The 16,516-nt window shown below is 72.6% G+C and carries 16 protein-coding genes and 1 tRNA gene; 15 read left to right on the forward strand and 2 right to left on the reverse strand.

Going from position 1 to position 16,516, the window contains the following annotated elements; genetic code table 11:
* Positions 1-109: 109 nt before the first annotated feature.
* The gene (locus tag KHP12_RS29525; RefSeq protein WP_086883852.1) at positions 110-1,375 is read right to left on the reverse strand and encodes a sensor histidine kinase; all 1,266 of its coding nucleotides are present in this window, start codon (positions 1,373-1,375) and stop codon (positions 110-112) included.
* A gap of 179 nt (positions 1,376-1,554) precedes the next feature.
* On the opposite strand from KHP12_RS29525, the gene KHP12_RS29530 reads away from it, so the two are divergent.
* The 12 genes from KHP12_RS29530 (at position 1,555) to KHP12_RS29585 (ending at position 13,522) form a co-directional block, all read left to right on the forward strand.
* Positions 1,555-1,977 carry an NADH-quinone oxidoreductase subunit A gene (locus KHP12_RS29530; protein ID WP_037963650.1) on the forward strand — a complete coding sequence of 141 codons (423 nt, stop codon included), beginning with the start codon at positions 1,555-1,557 and terminating at the stop codon, positions 1,975-1,977.
* Positions 1,968-2,639: an NADH-quinone oxidoreductase subunit B gene (locus tag KHP12_RS29535; RefSeq protein ID WP_086883851.1), complete on the forward strand. Its 672-nt coding sequence runs from the start codon at positions 1,968-1,970 to the stop codon at positions 2,637-2,639. The genes KHP12_RS29530 and KHP12_RS29535 overlap by 10 nt, the downstream gene beginning before the upstream one ends.
* The gene (locus KHP12_RS29540; RefSeq protein ID WP_210609670.1) at positions 2,636-4,261 is read left to right on the forward strand and encodes an NADH-quinone oxidoreductase subunit C; all 1,626 of its coding nucleotides are present in this window, start codon (positions 2,636-2,638) and stop codon (positions 4,259-4,261) included. Before KHP12_RS29535 ends, KHP12_RS29540 begins: the two co-directional genes overlap by 4 nt.
* Complete coding sequence (locus KHP12_RS29545) at positions 4,258-5,223, forward strand: complex I subunit 1/NuoH family protein (RefSeq protein ID WP_210609672.1); 966 nt, start codon at positions 4,258-4,260, stop codon at positions 5,221-5,223. Before KHP12_RS29540 ends, KHP12_RS29545 begins: the two co-directional genes overlap by 4 nt.
* Positions 5,223-5,873, forward strand: coding sequence for a NuoI/complex I 23 kDa subunit family protein (locus tag KHP12_RS29550; protein ID WP_244202984.1), 651 nt, complete (start codon positions 5,223-5,225; stop codon positions 5,871-5,873). The genes KHP12_RS29545 and KHP12_RS29550 overlap by 1 nt, the downstream gene beginning before the upstream one ends.
* Positions 5,870-6,508, forward strand: coding sequence for an NADH-quinone oxidoreductase subunit J family protein (locus KHP12_RS29555; RefSeq protein WP_086883100.1), 639 nt, complete (start codon positions 5,870-5,872; stop codon positions 6,506-6,508). Before KHP12_RS29550 ends, KHP12_RS29555 begins: the two co-directional genes overlap by 4 nt.
* Positions 6,508-6,909 (forward strand): NADH-quinone oxidoreductase subunit NuoK, encoded by a 402-nt coding sequence (gene nuoK, locus KHP12_RS29560; protein ID WP_086883099.1) that lies wholly within the window; start codon positions 6,508-6,510, stop codon positions 6,907-6,909. The genes KHP12_RS29555 and nuoK overlap by 1 nt, the downstream gene beginning before the upstream one ends.
* A complete protein-coding gene (locus KHP12_RS29565) occupies positions 6,906-8,924 on the forward strand; it encodes an NADH-quinone oxidoreductase subunit 5 family protein (protein ID WP_086883098.1) in 2,019 nt (672 codons plus the stop codon). Before nuoK ends, KHP12_RS29565 begins: the two co-directional genes overlap by 4 nt.
* 3 nt (positions 8,925-8,927) lie before the next feature.
* Positions 8,928-10,541 (forward strand): complex I subunit 4 family protein, encoded by a 1,614-nt coding sequence (locus KHP12_RS29570; protein ID WP_086883097.1) that lies wholly within the window; start codon positions 8,928-8,930, stop codon positions 10,539-10,541.
* Positions 10,538-12,097, forward strand: coding sequence for an NADH-quinone oxidoreductase subunit N (locus KHP12_RS29575; RefSeq protein WP_210609674.1), 1,560 nt, complete (start codon positions 10,538-10,540; stop codon positions 12,095-12,097). The genes KHP12_RS29570 and KHP12_RS29575 overlap by 4 nt, the downstream gene beginning before the upstream one ends.
* A 169-nt stretch (positions 12,098-12,266) precedes the next feature.
* Positions 12,267-13,133: a zinc metalloprotease HtpX gene (gene htpX, locus KHP12_RS29580; RefSeq protein WP_086879996.1), complete on the forward strand. Its 867-nt coding sequence runs from the start codon at positions 12,267-12,269 to the stop codon at positions 13,131-13,133.
* Positions 13,130-13,522: a YccF domain-containing protein gene (locus tag KHP12_RS29585; RefSeq protein WP_037963623.1), complete on the forward strand. Its 393-nt coding sequence runs from the start codon at positions 13,130-13,132 to the stop codon at positions 13,520-13,522. Before htpX ends, KHP12_RS29585 begins: the two co-directional genes overlap by 4 nt.
* A 99-nt stretch (positions 13,523-13,621) precedes the next feature.
* Here KHP12_RS29585 and KHP12_RS29590 read toward each other — a convergent pair whose 3' ends face one another.
* Positions 13,622-14,110, reverse strand: a complete 489-nt coding sequence (locus KHP12_RS29590) for a YajQ family cyclic di-GMP-binding protein (protein ID WP_037963620.1) — start codon at positions 14,108-14,110, stop codon at positions 13,622-13,624.
* Between the two features lie 189 nt (positions 14,111-14,299).
* Between KHP12_RS29590 and KHP12_RS29595 the strand changes: the two genes are divergently transcribed.
* From KHP12_RS29595 to KHP12_RS29605, 3 genes are all read left to right on the forward strand, one after another.
* Positions 14,300-14,381 (forward strand) — tRNA-Tyr (locus tag KHP12_RS29595).
* Between the two features lie 324 nt (positions 14,382-14,705).
* On the forward strand, positions 14,706-15,587 hold the full coding sequence (locus KHP12_RS29600) for a helix-turn-helix domain-containing protein (protein WP_086880030.1): 882 nt from the start codon (positions 14,706-14,708) through the stop codon (positions 15,585-15,587).
* On the forward strand, positions 15,584-16,483 hold the full coding sequence (locus KHP12_RS29605; protein WP_086879997.1) for an aldo/keto reductase: 900 nt from the start codon (positions 15,584-15,586) through the stop codon (positions 16,481-16,483). Before KHP12_RS29600 ends, KHP12_RS29605 begins: the two co-directional genes overlap by 4 nt.
* Positions 16,484-16,516: the final 33 nt, after the last annotated feature.

Consider the following 16,516-nt stretch of genomic DNA (forward strand, 5'->3'; position numbering starts at 1 on the left):
GGGGGTGCGGGCAGGACCTCGGGAGGTGAGGTCGGGACCTTGAGGGGTGGAGTCGGGACCTCGAGGAGTGAGGTCGGGCCTTGAGGGGTGAGGTCGCCGTGCCCCGTTCTCAGGCTCTCCGCCGGGACCGTGCCACCGCCGCGCCCGCCGCCGACCCGGTCCGGTGGCGCCAGGGCAGCTCGGCGGTCACGGCGGTCGGGCCACCGGACGGCGAATCCACCACGAACAGCCCGTCCACCGAGCCCAGCCGCTCCGCCAGGCCCGCGAGCCCCGTGCCCCCGTCGGTGGACGCCCCGCCGCGTCCGTCGTCCCGCACCTGGATCAGCAGCCGGTCCTCGGTGCGCCAGACGTCGACCTCGGCGGTGCGGGCGCCGCTGTGCTTGCTGATGTTCTGGAGCAGCTCGGAGACGGTGAAGTAGGCGATGCCCTCGATGGCCGGTGCCGGGCGTTCAGGCAGCTCGACCGCCACCTTCACGGGCACGGTGCAGCGGGCCGAGAGCGCGGAGAGGGCGGGGCCGAGCCCGCGGTCGGTGAGGATGGCGGGGTGGATGCCGCGGGCGAGGTCGCGGAGCTCCTGGAGGGCGAGCTTCACCTCGCCATGGGCCTCGTCGACCATCTTGGCGGCGGCTTCCGGGTCCTCCTCCAGCTTCTCCTTCGCCAGACCGAGCCCCATGGCGAGGGCGACCAGGCGGGCCTGGGCGCCGTCGTGGAGGTCGCGTTCGATCCGGCGCAGGTCGGCGGCGGCGGTGTCCACCACCGTGCCCCGGTCCGACTCCAGCTCGGCGATCCGCCGCTCCAGCTCGTCGGAGGGGAACAGCAGCCCGCGCACCATCGCCCGGTCCACATGCGTCAGCCCCCGGGCGATCCACGGCAGCACCGGCCAGGCCGCGAACAGCGAGGTCAGGGTGATCGCGAAGGTGACCACCGACCACGGCAGCCGGATCAGGGCGTAGAGCGTGGCCCGCCAGCCGACCGGGTCCCGCAGGCTCGTCCACAGCCTGCCGAGGAAGCCGCTGTCCGGGTGGTACGGCAGGGGGCTGGGCTCGTCGATGCGCACCGAGAGCAGCGCCCTGGCGCGGTTCCGCTCGAGCCGGCCGAGCAGCCGGCTGAACCGCAGCCCCAGGGCCAGCAGGGGCAGGCCCACCACCGTGACGGCCAGTCCCAGGCCCACGGCCAGCCAGACCAGGGTGAAGACGAAGCACACGATGCCCACCAGCAGATTGGCCAGGAGATACGCGATCTCCTTCCAGGTCTGCGGGGGAAAGGCGAACGCGGGCGGGCGCGGCAGCCGCTCGTCGGCGCGGCCACGGACGCCGCCGTGGCCGCCGCCGTCGGGGCCGCCGACGGGCCTGTCGGCGGGGGAACTGGAGGTCATGACGGCAAGACTGCCCGGCCCTGCGGGGACTCCGCCATGGGGCTACCCCCACCGCATGGCGGACGGGCCGCCCGGCCGGGTGGCGGCAGGGCCTAGACTTCCCGTCCGTACGGATCGTCGAACACGCGAGGTCGACGAGGAGCGGACAAGGACCACGAGACCAGGGAGCGAGGGCGGACGTGCCGGAGGCGACGACCGTACGCACCACCAGCGTCACCAGCGTCCAGCTCGCGGCCGACTACTTCCACGGCTATGCGGTGGTCGGACTGCTGGCGGCGATCGGCGTGATCTTCGTCGCCGTGGCCTTCGGGGCGGGGCGGCTGCTGCGGCCTGTCGTGCCCACGCCGGAGAAGCTGCTGACCTACGAGTGCGGAGTGGACCCCGTGGGCGAGGGCTGGGCCCACACCCAGGTCCGCTACTACGTCTACGCTTTTCTGTATGTGATTTTCGCCGTTGACTCGATCTTTTTGTTCCCGTGGGCGACGGTCTTCGCGGCGCCCGGCTTCGGGGCCGCCACGCTGGTGGAGATGTTCATCTTCCTCGGGTTCCTCGCCGTAGGTCTGCTGTACGCATGGAAGAAGGGCGTCCTGGAGTGGACGTGACACCGAACCCGACGCCAACGACGGCCTCCGGGCCGCCGGTCCCCGCGCCCGGCCCGGTGGACCTGCCGGAGCCGCGCCGTCTCGGCCCGCTGGCCCGGCTGGCGCCCGAGCCGATGAAGGTGGTCCTGAACTGGGGCCGCCGCTACAGCCTGTGGGTCTTCAACTTCGGGCTCGCCTGCTGCGCGATCGAATTCATCGCGGCGTCGATGGCCCGCCACGACTTCATCCGACTCGGCGTGATCCCCTTCGCACCGGGGCCGCGCCAGGCCGACCTGATGGTCGTCTCCGGCACGGTCACGGACAAGATGGCGCCCGCCGTGAAGCGGCTGTACGAGCAGATGCCGGAGCCGAAGTACGTGATCTCCTTCGGGGCCTGCTCGAACTGCGGCGGCCCCTACTGGGACTCGTACGCGGTGACCAAGGGCGTCGACCAGATCATCCCCGTCGACGTCTACGTCCCCGGCTGCCCGCCCCGGCCCGAGGCGCTGCTCCAGGGCATCCTCAAACTCCAGGAGAAGATCGCGCGCGAGTCGCTGGGCGAGCGCTACGGAAATTCCGGCGGCGCTGCCTCCACGACCACGCCCGCGGTCGCGGGCCGTCCATCGGCAGCCGCACTGCGCAGCGGGCTGGTCACGCCTCCGGAGCGGGAAGACACGCGATGACCGAGCGGCATGAGGCCAACGAGCCGAGGAACGAGACGGCGGGGCCGAGCGAGACGGCGGAGCCGAGCGGCACGGCCGAGACCGCGCCGCCCGTGGGCTGGCTGCCGCGGTCCGCTGCCGAGCTGTTCGGCGAGGGCGCCACGGCGGAGGAGGCGTACGGCCTGCTGACCGTCGACGTCCCCGCCGACTCCTGGACCGCGGCGTTGGAGACGGCCCGCGACACCCTCGGCTGCACCTACTTCGACTGGCTGAGCGCGGTCGACGAGCCGGGCACCGGCTTCCGGGTGGCCGCGCGCGTCGTCGCTCTGGGAGCTCCCGGGGTCACGCCTGGGGCTGGGCCCGGGGCCGGGGCCGGGCCCGCGGTGCGCGGTCTGCTGCTGCGCACCACCGTGCCGCACGAGGCCCCCGCACTGCCGACCGCGACCGGCGTCTACGCCGGGGCGGCCTGGCATGAGCGCGAGACCCACGAGATGTTCGGCATCGGCTTCCCCGGCCACCCCGGTCTCGCGCCGCTGCTGCTGCCCGACGGCTTCGAGGGGCATCCGCTGCGCAAGGACTTCGTACTGGCGGCCCGGGTCGTCAAGGCGTGGCCCGGCGCGAAGGAGCCGGGGGAGTCCGAACACGGCGGCCCCAAGCGGCGCCAGATGCTGCCGCCGGGTGTCCCCGACCCCAACGAGTGGGGCCCCCTCAAGGGCCAGTTGCCCCCTGCCCCGGCCCGCCCGGCGCGGGGCGCCCGCGCGGCAGGCGCCGCCGCGGGCGAGCGCCCCGCCCGCCGCACCCGCAGCGCGACGGCGGGCTCGGCGAGCCAGCGCCCGGCGGGCGCGGAGGCGTCAGCGGAGGCTGCGGAGGGCCAGACCCCGGGGGCCGAACGTCCGGCCCGGCGTGCGCGCAGCGCGAGCCAGGGTTCCGCGAGCCAGCGTTCGGCGGAGGCGGCGGGTGCGGCGGGGGAGACTCCCGCCCCGGCGGCCGAACGCCCGACCCGGCGTTCCCGCACCGCGGGCGAGGGCCCGGCGAGCCAGCGCCCGGCGGGCGCTGAGGCTGCGGCCGAAGCCTCGGCTACGGACGCGGCCGCCGGTGGGCGGGGCGCGGCCGACGAGCCGTCGGCGCCCCAAGCCCCGGCTCGCCCGCGGCGCCCCGCGCCGCAGCGCCGCTCGTCCGACGCCCCGTGGCACCACGCGCGCCCCGCGAGGGACGAGGACCGGGACGAGGACGCCGAGTCCCCGCGTGAGCCGCAGGCACCGGAACCGGAAGCGCAGACCGAGGCGACCGAAGACGGACGCGGCGCGAAACCCGCCCCCGCGCCCGAGACCCCCGGTACTCCGGCCACCTCGGATGCGGCACCCGACGCGCCCGACACCCCCGGCGCCCCGGACGCACCGGCCACCCCGGGCCCCGCACCCGACACCCTCGGCACCCCGGCCACCCCGGACGCCGCGCCCGGCACCCCCGGTACCCCGGACGCCGCGCCCGGCACCCTCGGCACCCCGGGCACCCCGGACGCCGCACCCGACGCCCCCGACGCCCCCGACGCACCCGGCACCCCCGGTACACCGGACATCCCGGACACCCCGGAGGCCACCCCCGACAACGACACCGACGACCAGCCAGGAGGCGCCGCGTGAACGACGTCCTCGACGTCGCGCTGCGACTGCTCGCCCTCCTGCTCGCCTTTCTCGTGCTGCCCCTGGTCGTGGGGCAGACCGAGCACAAGGTCATGGCCCATATGCAGGGCCGCCTCGGGCCGATGTACGCGGGCGGCTTCCACGGATGGGCTCAGCTGGTCGCGGACGGCGTGAAGTTCGCGCAGAAGGAAGACGTCGTACCGGCCGGAGCCGACCGGCGGATCTTCCAGCTCGCGCCCGCCGTCGCCCTGCTGCCGTACCTCCTCGTCCTCGTCGCGATCCCGATCGGCCCCGCCGAGGGCGCGGTCGGCCAGGTCCTGGACGCGGGCGTCTTCTTCGTGCTCGCCGTGCTGGGCGTCGGAGTGCTGGGTTCGCTGATGGCGGGCTGGGCCTCGGCGAACAAGTTCTCCCTTCTCGGCGGCCTGCGCACGGCCGCCCAGCTCATGGCGTACGAGCTGCCGATGCTGCTCACCGCCGCCTCCGTGGCGATGGCGGCGGGCACGGTCTCGCTGCCCGGCATCCTCGACGCGTTCGAGTGGTGGTGGGTGCCGTGGCAGATCGTCGGCGGGCTGGTGTTCTTCACCGCCGGTCTCGCCGAACTCCAGCGCCCGCCGTTCGACGCGCCGATCGCCGACTCCGAGATCATCTTCGGTGCGTACACCGAGTACACGGGCCTGCGGTTCGCGCTCTTCCTGCTCGCCGAGTACGCGGGCATCGTCGTCCTGTGCGCGCTGACCACCGTCCTCTTCCTCGGTGGCTGGCACGGGCCGTCCGCCGACGGACTCGGCTGGCTGTGGACCCTGCTGAAGACGGCCGTCCTCGCCTTCATCGTGATCTGGCTGCGGGTCAGCTATCCGCGGCTGCGCGAGGACCAGCTCCAGCGGTTCGCCTGGACCTGCCTCATTCCGCTCTCACTGGCCCAGATCGCCCTCACCGGCGTCGTCAAGGTGGTGATCTCCTGATGGGCATCCCCGGATCCGGTCTGGCCAAGGGCCTGGCCGTCACCCTCCGCACGATGACCCGGAAGTCGCACACCGCGCAGTATCCGGACGCGCAGCCCGAGCTGCCGCCCCGCACCCGCGGGGTGATCGGGCTGTTCGAGGAGAACTGCACGGTCTGCATGCTGTGCGCCCGCGAATGCCCGGACTGGTGCATCTATATCGACTCGCACAAGGAGACCGTGCCCCCGGCCGCCCCGGGCGGGCGCGAGCGCAGCCGCAATGTGCTGGACCGGTTCGCGATCGACTTCGCGCTGTGCATGTACTGCGGTATCTGCATCGAGGTGTGCCCTTTCGACGCGCTGTTCTGGTCGCCGGAGTTCGAGTACGCGGAGGAGGACATCCGCGATCTCACCCATGAGCGGGACAAGCTCCGCGAGTGGATGTGGACGGTGCCCGCGCCGCCCGCGCTCGACCCGCGCGCGGAGGAGCCCAAGGAGCTCGCCGCCGCCCGTAAGGCCGCCGACAAGCTCGCCGCCGCCGAGGCCGCACAGGCCGCCGAGGCCGAGCGCGGATCCGCCGGTCCCGGCGGGACAGCCGGCAACGGCAACGGCAACCGCAACCGCAACGGCAACGGAAGCGGGACCGAGCACGGGAACGGAGCCGCCTCGTGAGCCCTGCGGTCCACTTGGCCGCCACCGGCCACGGGTTCCTGTCGCCGACCGGAGTCGAGATCGCCTTCCTGCTGGTGGGCATCGCGACCTTCGGCGCGGCCGTCGTCACCGTCACCACCAAGCAGCTGGTGCACGCCGCCCTGTGGCTGGTGGTGGCGCTCGGTGGCCTCGCCGTGGAGTACCTCCTGCTCACGGCGGAGTTCATCGCCTGGGTGCAGGTGCTGATCTACGTCGGGTCCGTGGTCGTCCTCCTCCTCTTCGGGCTGATGCTCACCAGGGCGCCCATCGGCCGCTCCCCGGACGCCGACTCGGGCAACCGCCCGGCAGCGCTCGCCGTGGCCGTGGCCGCCGCGGGCGTCCTGGTATGGGTGGTCGTGGACGCCTTCCGGACCACCTGGATCGAGCTGGACAAGGGCGTGCAGGGCTCCACCGCCGTCTCCGGTGAGAGCCTCTTCCGCCACTGGGTGCTGCCGTTCGAGGCGCTGTCCGTGCTGCTCCTCGCCGCGCTCGTGGGCGCGATCGTCCTCTCCCGCAAGAGCGGCCACGACAGCGTCCCTGGCGCCGACCCCCGCAGTGGCCCCGGCACCGGCCACGACAGTGGCCCCCGCACCGGCCACGGCAAGGAGAAGCGCTGATGCACCTCGCCTACCCCGCCGTGCTCGCCGTCCTCCTCTTCTGCACCGGTCTGTACGGCGTCCTCGCCCGCCGCAACGCGATCCTGGTGCTGATGTCGGTCGAGCTGATGCTCAACGCCGTCAACCTCAACCTCGTCGCCTTCGACGTCTGGCTCCGCGACACCCTGCACACGGGCCAGGCGCTGACCCTCTTCACCATCGCCATCGCCGCCGCCGAGATCGGCATCGGCCTCGCCATCGTCCTGCTCGTGTATCGCAACAGCGGCACCTCCGACGTCGATCGCCTGCGGGACCTGGCCGACCCCCCGCCGGCCGGCCAGGACCCGATGGACGACAGCATGGCAGCCCCCACTGACAACGCCGCCGACCAGGCACGACGCGCCCGGAGGCAGACCGCGTGACGACCACGACCGCCGCCGTTCTCGTCCCCCTCCTGCCGTTCCTCGGCGCCGTCGCCGGGCTCCTGCTCGGCCGCCGGGCCCCCGGTTTCGTCCGCCCCCTCGCGGTGCTGCCGACCCTCGCCGCGGCCGGGCTCGCCGTGCTCGTCGCCGTACGGCAGGGCGGCGGAGCGGGCGGCGGCACGGCCCCGCTCACCGCCGCGACCCGGCTCGCCGACACCGGCTCGGTCCCCGTCGACCTGGCCCTCCAGATCGACGGCTTCGCCGCCCTGGTCGCGGTCCTCGTCGCCGTCGTCGCCTGCTGTGTGCAGATCTACTCGACCGGCTATCTGCGCGACGACCCCCGCTACCCCTCCTACGCCGCGCTCGTCTCCCTCTTCACCGCCGCGATGCTGCTCGTCGTCTACTCCGACGACCTCATCGTGCTGCTCGTCGGCTGGGAGATCATGGGCATCTGCTCGTACTTCCTGGTGGGCCACTACTGGGAGACCGCGGCCGCGCGCTCCGCGTCCCTGAAGGCGTTCCTGGTCACCAAGCTCGGCGACGTCCCGTTCCTGATCGGCATCTTCGCGCTCGCGGGCGACACCGGCACGTTCCGCATCAGCGAGATCCACACCCGGCTGACCTCCGGGACCGCCGGGGCGCCGCTGGACCACCCCACCCTGATCGCGCTGCTGCTGCTGGCCGGGGTCGCGGGGAAGTCCGCGCAGTTCCCGCTGCACACCTGGCTGCCGGACGCGATGGCCGGTCCCACCCCGGTCTCCGCGCTGATCCACGCGGCCACCATGGTCGCCGCCGGCGTCTTTGTGGTGGCCCGGCTGCTGCCCGTCTTCGCCTCCTCGGCCGCCGCGCTCGCCGTACTGGCCGCCATGGCGGCCGTGACGATGGTCGGCTCGGCGCTCGCCGCGCTCGCCCAGGACGACATCAAACGCGTCCTCGCCTACTCGACCGTCGGCCAACTCGGCTATATGACGGGCGCGCTGGCCGTCGACGACCGTGGCGCCGCCGTCTTCCACCTCATCACCCACGGCGCGTTCAAGGCGCTGCTGTTCCTCGGCGCGGGCGTGGTGATCCACGCCGCCGGCAGCAACTCCCTGGCCGCCATGTCCCGGATGAGCGGCCTTGCCCAGCGCATCCCCGACGCCTTCTGGACGATGACGATCGCGCTGCTCGCGCTCGCCGCCATCCCGCCCTTCGCGGGCTTCTTCTCCAAGGAGGCCGTCCTCGGCGCGGCCGAGCACGCCGCCACCGGCCACACCTCCGGCGTCCCGGAGGGCGTCGGCTGGACCGTGCTCCTCGCCGGGCTGCTCACCGCGCTCCTGACCGCCGGATACGCGGCCCGGCTGTGGCTGCTCACCTTCCGCGGCCAGGGCGAGCCCGTCCCCGACCACGGCAAGCAGCCGGTGGCCATGAACGTCGTCCTGTGGGTGCTGTTCCTCCCCACGGCCGCCCTCGGCCTCGCCTACGGCACACTGCCCGACTGGTTCGACGGCGAGTCCCTCACCCCGACGCTCACCACGTCCGTCCTCGGCACCGGGCTGGCCCTCGGCGGCGCCCTCGTCATGTACGGCGCCTGGCGGCACAGCTCGGCGCGGGCCCGCCAGGTCCCGCTCGGCGCGGTGGCCGCCCACCCCGAGGCCGCCGACGCCGTCTCCGAGGCCGAGGCCATCGCCACCCACGAGGCGGCCTACGGCTCCATCGCGGGCGCCAGCGACCCCGCCGACCCCGGGCGGCTGCTCCTGGGCCCGCTGCACCGCCACGCGGCCGTCGGCTTCCACCTCGACGCCGTCTACGGCGCCCTGTTCGTCCGGCCCGTGCGGGCCGCCGCCCGGCTCGTCCGCTACCTCGACCGCGAGGTCGTCGAGACGTACGTACGCGGCGCGGGCGGTGCGCCCCGGCTGCTCGGCGCGGCCGTACGCCGCGCGCAGACCGGCAATGTGCAGACTTACCTCGGCGCGCTGCTCGCGGGCTCCCTCGTCCTGGCCGTGGCCGCCGTCCTCGTCGCAGCGGGAGCCTGACCCGTGAACCACACCGTCCAGCAACTCCTCCTCGCCGCCCTGGTCGTGCTCCCCCTGCTCGGCTCCGTCGCCGCCCTGCTCCCGGCCCCGCCCGGACTGCGCGGCCGCGGGCCCGACCAGGCCGTCATGCGCCACGGCGTGACCGTCACCGGCGTGGTGCTCGCCGCCGCCATCGCCCTGGCCGCCGGTTTCGACCACGACCACCCGGCCAGGATGCAGGCCCAGACCGACATCGGCTGGATCCCGGCCCTGGACATCCGCATCCACCTCGGCGTGGACGGCGTCTCGCTGCCGCTGCTCGTGCTGACCGCGCTGCTGACCTTCCTCAGCGCGCTCTACGCCTACTTCAACCGGCCCTCCGGACCGTCCCCCAAAGCCTTCGTCGCGCTGCTGCTCCTCCTGGAGTCCGGCACCCTGGCCAGCTTCGCGGTGCTGGACCTGATGCTGTTCTTCCTGGCGTTCGAGATGGTCCTCATCCCGATGTACTTCCTCATCAACCGGTGGGGAGGCGCCGAACGGGAACGCGCCGCCTGGCGGTTCATCCTCTACACGCTGCTCGGCTCCGTGGTCATGCTGCTCGGCCTCCTCCTCGTCGGGCTCAAGGGCGGCACCTTCGACATGGTGGCACTCGCCACCACTGCGTCTGATAGCGCCTCCGGCGCGGGCGGCTCGGGGCTGAGCCACACCACCCAGCTCATCGCGGCCCTGGCCATCATCGTCGGACTCGCCGTCAAGGCCCCGATGTGGCCGCTGCACAGCTGGCTGCCCGACGCCCACACCGCCGCCCCCACCGTGGGCTCGGTGCTGCTGGCGGGCGTGCTGCTCAAGATGGGCACGTACGGCCTCGTCCGCATCGTGCTGCCGATGACCCCCGACGCGGCCCACACCTACGCGCCCTACCTCGCCGCGTTCGCCGTCGTCGGCATCATCTACGGATCCCTCGCCTGTCTCGCGCTGGCCCGCGCGGGCGCCAAGGGCGACCTCAAGCGGCTGATCGCCTACTCCTCCGTCGGCCACATGGGCTTCGTGCTGCTGGGCATCGCCACCCTCACCCCCACCGGGGTGAACGGCGCGCTGTTCGCCAACATCGCCCACGGCCTGATCACCGGACTGCTCTTCTTCCTGGTCGGCGCCCTCAAGGACCGCTCCGGCACCACCGACCTGGACCAGCTCTCGGGCACCAGCGGCGCCGCCCTCTACGGCAGGGCGCCACGCCTCGGCGGGCTGCTCGCCTTCGGCGCGGTGGCCTCCCTGGGGCTGCCCGGACTCGCCGGGTTCTGGGGCGAGATGCTCGCCATGTTCGGCGCCTTCGACCCCGCCGACGGGCTCAGCCGCCCGGCGTATCTCACCTATATGGCGCTCGCCGCCTTCGGCACCCTGCTCACCGCCGCCTACATGCTCATCGTCGTACGGCGCGTCTGCATGGGCGACCATCCGATCGAGCCCGGCACCGGGACCGGGGCCGAGCGGCCCGCCCTGGCCGATGTCCACGGCCATGAATTCGCCGCCTGGAGCCCCCTGGTGGCCCTCACCGTCCTCGCCGGACTGTGGCCCGCGGCCCTCCTCGGCCTCACCGACCCGGCCGTGCAGCAGCTCCTCGCGGGAGGCACCCGATGACTCCGAACGCCTCGAGCCTCGCCACGAGCCTCGTCCAGTCCGTCGACTGGCTCGCCGTCGCACCGCCCACCATCGCGGCCCTGGCCGGCCTCGCCGTCCTCGTCGCGGACCTCTTCCTGCCCGAGCGCAGGAAGCACCTGCTGGGCTGGGGAGCGATAGCGGGACTGGCTCTCGCCGTGCTCGCCCTGCTGCCGCTGCTGGACGGCGACCGCTCCACCTTCTGCCTGACCACCGGCGCCCACGCGTGCAGCTACACGGCCGACACCTTCGCACTCGTCATCCAGTTCCTGGTGCTCGGCGGGGCGCTGCTCACCGCGCTGCTGTCCTTCAGCGCCCTCGACGATCTCAAACTCCCCGCGGGCGAGTTCTGGTTCCTGCTGCTGTCCTCCGCCTCCGGGGCGGCCCTGCTGCCCGCCTCCCGCGATCTGGCCACCCTGGTCATCGCCCTCGAAGTGGCCTCGCTCCCGGCCTTCGCCCTCGTGGGCCTGCGCCGCGGTGACCGCCTCTCCTCCGAGGCCGCGCTGAAGTTCTTCCTCTCCTCGGTCACCGCGACCGCCGTGATGCTGCTCGGCGTCAGCTTCGTCTACGCAGCCACCGGCAGCCTCCACCTGTCCCGGATCGCCGACGCCCTCACCCATGTCGACCCGCGGCTGGACACGCTCGCCCAGGCGGGCGTCGTGCTCACCCTGGTGGGCTTCGCGTTCAAGACCGCCGCCGTGCCCTTCCACTTCTGGGTGCCCGACACCTACGTCGGCGCGCCGGTGCCCGTCGCCGCGTATCTGTCCGTCGTCGGTAAGGCGGTCGGATTCTCCGGCCTCATCCTGGTGACCGTCCTCGCCTTCCCCTCCTACGCCGATGTGTGGGGCCCGGCCGTCGCCGTCCTGGCCGCCCTCACCATGACCGCGGGGAACGCCGCGGCGCTGCGCCAGCGCCCGGAGCGCGCCTTCAGCGCCGTACGGCTGCTCGCCTGGTCCTCCGTCGCCCAGGCGGGCTATCTGCTGGTCCCGATCGCCGCGGCCGGCTACGCCGACTCAGGCGGGGACGCCTCCCGCGCCATCGGCTCCACGGTCGCGTACGCCCTGATGTACGCGGTCGTGAACCTCGGCGCGTTCGCCGTGGCCGCCCTGGTGGCCCGTACGAGCCCGGCCAACCGGCTCACCGACTACCGCGGCCTGTACGCGGCCCGTCCGGCCGCCGCCCTGGCCCTGGCCTTCTTCCTGCTGTGCCTGGCCGGGCTGCCCCCGGGCGTCATCGGCCTCTTCGCCAAGGTGACCGTCTTCTCGGCGGCGGTGGACGCGGGGCTGGGCTGGCTCGCGGTGGTGATGGCGCTGAACGTGGTGGTGGCGCTGTACTACTACCTCCAGTGGACGACGGTGCTCTTCCGCACCCCGGAGCCCGCCGCGGCGACGGAGCCCGCGCCCGCCGCCGGGGCGGCCATCACCCGCCCCCGCGCCGTCCCCCTTACGGCCGCCATCGCCCTCACCGCGGCCGCCGGAATCGCCCTCTCGGGAGCGCCGCAACTCGTCCTCCGTTTCGCCTCGAGCACCCTGCTGTAGGCACCCTCGCGGGCCCTCGTGGGTCACCCCCACGGCCCCCGCGGGCCCGCGCCCATGTGCACAAGGGAACTGGTGCCCTTCGCCTGGCGTTGACTTTTTCAGGAGGGTCCACTGGAAGGTGGAGACACCAGGCAAAGGGTTCCCCTGCGGCACATCGGGAGGGCACACCGTGCACCGCCGGCACAACGGGCTGAAGACCGCCGTACTCCTCGGTGGTCTGTCCGCGCTCATCATCGTCATCGGCAGCCTCTTCGGCCGTACCGGACTGATCATCGCGGTGATCGTCGCACTCGGGACCAACGCGTACGCCTACTGGAACAGTGACAAGCTGGCCCTGCGCGCGATGCGCGCCCGCCCCGTCAGCGAGTTCGAGGCACCAGGGCTGTACCGGATGGTGCGCGAGCTCTCCACGGCCGCCCGCCAGCCGATGCCCCGGCTCTACATCTCCCCGACCGAGGCCCCCAACGCCTTCGCCACCGGCCGCAACCCCCGTAACGCGGCGGTCTGCTGCACCGACGGCATCCTGCGGCTGCTGGACGAGCGCGAGCTGCGCGGGGTCATCGGCCATGAGCTCAGCCATGTCTACAACCGCGACATCCTGATCTCCTCGATCGCGGGCGCGCTCGCCAGCGTCGTGATGTTCCTGGTGAACTTCGCCTGGCTGATCCCCATGGGCCGGTCCGACGACGACGAGGGCCCCGGCTTCCTCGGCATGCTGCTGATCATGATCCTCGGCCCGCTCGCGGCCTCCATCATCCAGCTCGCCGTGAGCCGCTCCCGCGAGTACGAGGCGGACGCCTCCGGCGCCCAGCTCACCGGCGACCCGCTGGCCCTCGCCAGCGCCCTGCGCAAGCTGGAAGCGGGCACCAAGCAGCTTCCGCTGCCGCCCGAGCCCCGTCTGGAGACCGCCAGCCATCTGATGATCGCCAACCCTTTCCGCGCCGGTGAGGGCATGGCCAAGCTCTTCTCCACCCACCCGCCCATGCGCGAGCGCATCGCCCGCCTCGAGCAGATGGCAGGAGGCCGCCGACCGTGAAAACGCTCCTGAATCTGATCTGGCTGATCTTCTCCGGCATCTGGATGGCGATCCTCTATCTCCTCGCCGGGGTCCTGCTCTGCCTCACCATCATCGGCATCCCCTTCGGGATCGCCTCCTGGCGCATCGCCGGCTTCGCCCTGTGGCCCTTCGGCCGCACCGCCGTCCCCCGCCGCGACGCCGGGGCCCCCTCCTGCGTCGGCAATGTCCTCTGGCTCATCCTCGCGGGCTGGTGGCTGGCGCTCGGCCACCTCGTCACCGGCCTCGCCCTCTGCGTCACGATCATCGGCATCCCCCTGGGCCTGGCCAACTTCAAGCTCATCCCGATCTCCCTGGCCCCCCTCGGCCACGAAATCGTTCCCACCGACCAGCCCTTCGCCCACCGCTGACCGGGGACGCCGTCAACACCAGCCGACAACACAAGCCGACAACACCAGGGGCGGCACGGCCATGCCGCACCGCCCCTGCCGCACCGGTCCGGGCGCCGCCTACCGGTAGTTCACGAACTGCACCGCGAAGTCGAGGTCCTTGCCCTTGATCAGGGCGATCACGGCCTGAAGGTCGTCCCGGCTCTTGGAGGTCACCCGCAGCTCTTCGCCCTGCACCTGCGCCTTGACCCCCTTGGGGCCCTCGTCGCGGATGATCTTGGCGACCTTCTTCGCGTTCTCCTGCGAGATCCCCTCCTGCAACGAGGCGAAGATCTTGTACTCCTTGCCCGACGCCTGCGGCTCGCCCGCGTCCAGCGCCTTCAGCGAGATCCCGCGCTTGACCAGCTTGGACTGGAAGACGTCGAGGATCGCCTTGACCCGCTCCTCGGAGTTGGCTCGCATCTCGATCCGCTCGCCCGACCACGCGATCGAGGCGCCGACGTTCTTGAAGTCGTAACGCTGGGAGATCTCGCGGCTCGCCTGGTTCAGGGCGTTGTCGACCTCCTGCCGCTCGACCTTCGAGACGATGTCGAAACTGGAGTCGGCCATCTTGAGTTGGCTCCTCGTACGTAGATCCGTCAGTGGCACGGCCCAGCGGACCGCTCCGGCCAGCCTAGCGATCTCGGCCATGATCGAGAGGCGATCAACCGGGTGGCGAAGCACCCCCGCACATCAGGTATTGTTTACGTCGTTGCCAGGGAGCAGCGCCGCGAGAGCGGGGCACCTGGCCACATCCCAGGCGGTGTGCCCGAGTGGCCAATGGGAGCGGACTGTAAATCCGTCGGCTTAGCCTACCCAGGTTCGAATCCTGGCGCCGCCACGCCAAAGAAACGGCCCCTGAACTGCGGAAACGCGGTCGGGGGCCGTTTTCGTCGACAGGCGAGGATCACGCCCGGAATGGGCGATCCATCCCCCTGGGCCTCACCCGATCCCGCGTGCCGACCACCGTGTGTGGGGCAGGTGTGGGGCACGCTCAGGGATCATCCCCAGTTCGTCAGCGACGCATCGATCCGGGTGTCCGGCACGGCTGGGCCCCCTTTGCCCGCCGCACGGCGGTTACCGGGATGCCGGGTCCTGCTGCCGCGCCCGGGTGGGTGCGTCGCACCCACGCCCTGACGCAGGGGACCGATTTAGCGTGGTGGGCATGGGAAGCGTGAATGAGCTCGGTGACTACCTGCGTGCCCGCCGGGCGATGATCACGCCCCGGGACGTCGGGCTGCCCGACGGCGCGGACCGGCGGGTGCCGGGGCTGCGGCGGGACGAGGTGGCGCTGCTGGCCGGGGTGAGCACGGACTACTACATCCGCCTGGAGCAGGGCCGTGAGCGGCATCCGTCCGAGCAGGTACTCCGGGCGATCGCCGGGGCACTGCGGCTGGACGGTGCCGCAGCCGGCCACCTGTTCCGGCTCGGGCTGCCCGTCATCGCCACCGCGGCCGCGGCGCCGACCGTCGCCGCGGAGCTGCTGCGGTTGATGGACGGCATGCGCGACGTGCCGGCCTTCGTGGTCGGCGCGGCGCAGGACGTGCTGGCGGCCAACGCGATGGCGCGTGAGCTGTACCGCGGTTTCGCCCGGTACGACAACCTGCTGCGGATGATCTTCCTCGATCCCTTCGCGCGGGAGTTCTACGCCGACTGGGACAATGCGGCGCGCACCGCGGTGGGCAACCTGCGGGCGTCCTCCTCGCAGTTCCCGGGGAATGAGCGGATCGAACGGGTCGTCGGCGAGCTCAGTGTGCGCAGCCCCGCCTTCACCGGTCTGTGGGCGCGTTACGAGGTCCGTCCGCGCACGCGGGAAGACAAGCATTTCCGCCACCCTCACGTGGGTGAGCTGCGGCTGCACTTCGAGGCGCTGGCGGTCACCGGCGCCCCGGGCCAGCACCTGTCCGTCTACAGCGCGGAACCCGGCAGCGCCGGCGCCGACGCCCTGGCCCTGCTCCGTCGGTCGGCCGAGCAGGACTCGGCTCCCACCGGCCAGGGCACTCCGATACAGGACACTCCGGCAGCGGAAGGAGAATTCCGATCATGACCGCGTCTTTGTCCGACGCCGTCGGCACCTTCGAGGTGGCCGGCAAGAAAGTCACCCGCCTCGGCTTCGGCGCCATGCGCCTGACCGGGCTCGGGGTGTGGGGCGAGCCCGACGACCGCGAGGAGTGCGTCCGCGTGGTGCGCCGGGCCGTCGAACTCGGCGTGCGGCTGATCGACACCGCGGACTCCTACGGCCCCCACGTCAGCGAGGAGATCATCCGGCAGGCGATCCATCCCTACCCCGACGACGTGCTCATCGCGACGAAGGCCGGGCTGACCCGCAACGGCCCGGACACGATCGAGACCAGCGAGGGGCTGGTGCGCCTCGGCCCGAAGGCATGGCCGCCGGTCGGGCGCCCGGAGTACCTGCGCCAGCAGGCCCTGATGAGCCTGCGCCGGCTCGGCCTGGACCACATCGACCTGTTCCAGCTGCACCGCGTCGACCCGAAGGTTCCGCTGGAGGACCAGGTCGGTGAGTTGAAGAGGCTCCAGGACGAGGGCAAGGTCGTCGCGATCGGTCTGTCCCAGGTCACCGTCGACCAGATCGAGCGGGCTCGCGCGATCGCCGAGATCGCCACCGTCCAGAACCGCTACAACCTCATCGACCGCGGCTCCGCCGACGTCTTGGACTACTGCACCCGCCACGGCATCGGCTTCATCCCCTGGGCGCCGGTAGCCGCGGGCGAGCTCGCCCGCCCCGGCGGCCCGGTCGACCGGATCGCGGCCGCCCACGGCGCCCGCCCGTCCCAAGTGGCGCTGGCCTGGCTGCTCGCCCGCTCCGAGGTCGTGCTGCCCATACCGGGCACCTCCAAGATCACGCACCTGGAGGAGAACCTGGCCGCGGCGACGCTGCGGCTGACCGACGCGGAGATCGACGAACTCACCCGAGCCGTCTGACCGGCGCCAGGCGAGGCCGCCCCGAAGCCCTCC

This window comes from Streptomyces asiaticus (assembly GCF_018138715.1).
GTDB lineage: Bacteria > Actinomycetota > Actinomycetes > Streptomycetales > Streptomycetaceae > Streptomyces > Streptomyces asiaticus.

What these genes read in the sequence shown, in the direction of transcription:
- nuoK (WP_086883099.1), top strand. Translation starts at nt 6,508, where the DNA reads ATGCACCTCGCCTACCCCGCCGTGCTCGCCGTCCTCCTCTTCTGCACC.
- KHP12_RS29575 (WP_210609674.1), top strand. Translation starts at nt 10,538, where the DNA reads ATGACTCCGAACGCCTCGAGCCTCGCCACGAGCCTCGTCCAGTCCGTC.
- KHP12_RS29605 (WP_086879997.1), top strand. Translation starts at nt 15,584, where the DNA reads ATGACCGCGTCTTTGTCCGACGCCGTCGGCACCTTCGAGGTGGCCGGC.
- KHP12_RS29525 (WP_086883852.1), bottom strand. Translation starts at nt 1,375, where the DNA reads ATGACCTCCAGTTCCCCCGCCGACAGGCCCGTCGGCGGCCCCGACGGC.
- KHP12_RS29590 (WP_037963620.1), bottom strand. Translation starts at nt 14,110, where the DNA reads ATGGCCGACTCCAGTTTCGACATCGTCTCGAAGGTCGAGCGGCAGGAG.
- KHP12_RS29550 (WP_244202984.1), top strand. Translation starts at nt 5,223, where the DNA reads ATGGGCATCCCCGGATCCGGTCTGGCCAAGGGCCTGGCCGTCACCCTC.
- KHP12_RS29540 (WP_210609670.1), top strand. Translation starts at nt 2,636, where the DNA reads ATGACCGAGCGGCATGAGGCCAACGAGCCGAGGAACGAGACGGCGGGG.
- KHP12_RS29600 (WP_086880030.1), top strand. Translation starts at nt 14,706, where the DNA reads ATGGGAAGCGTGAATGAGCTCGGTGACTACCTGCGTGCCCGCCGGGCG.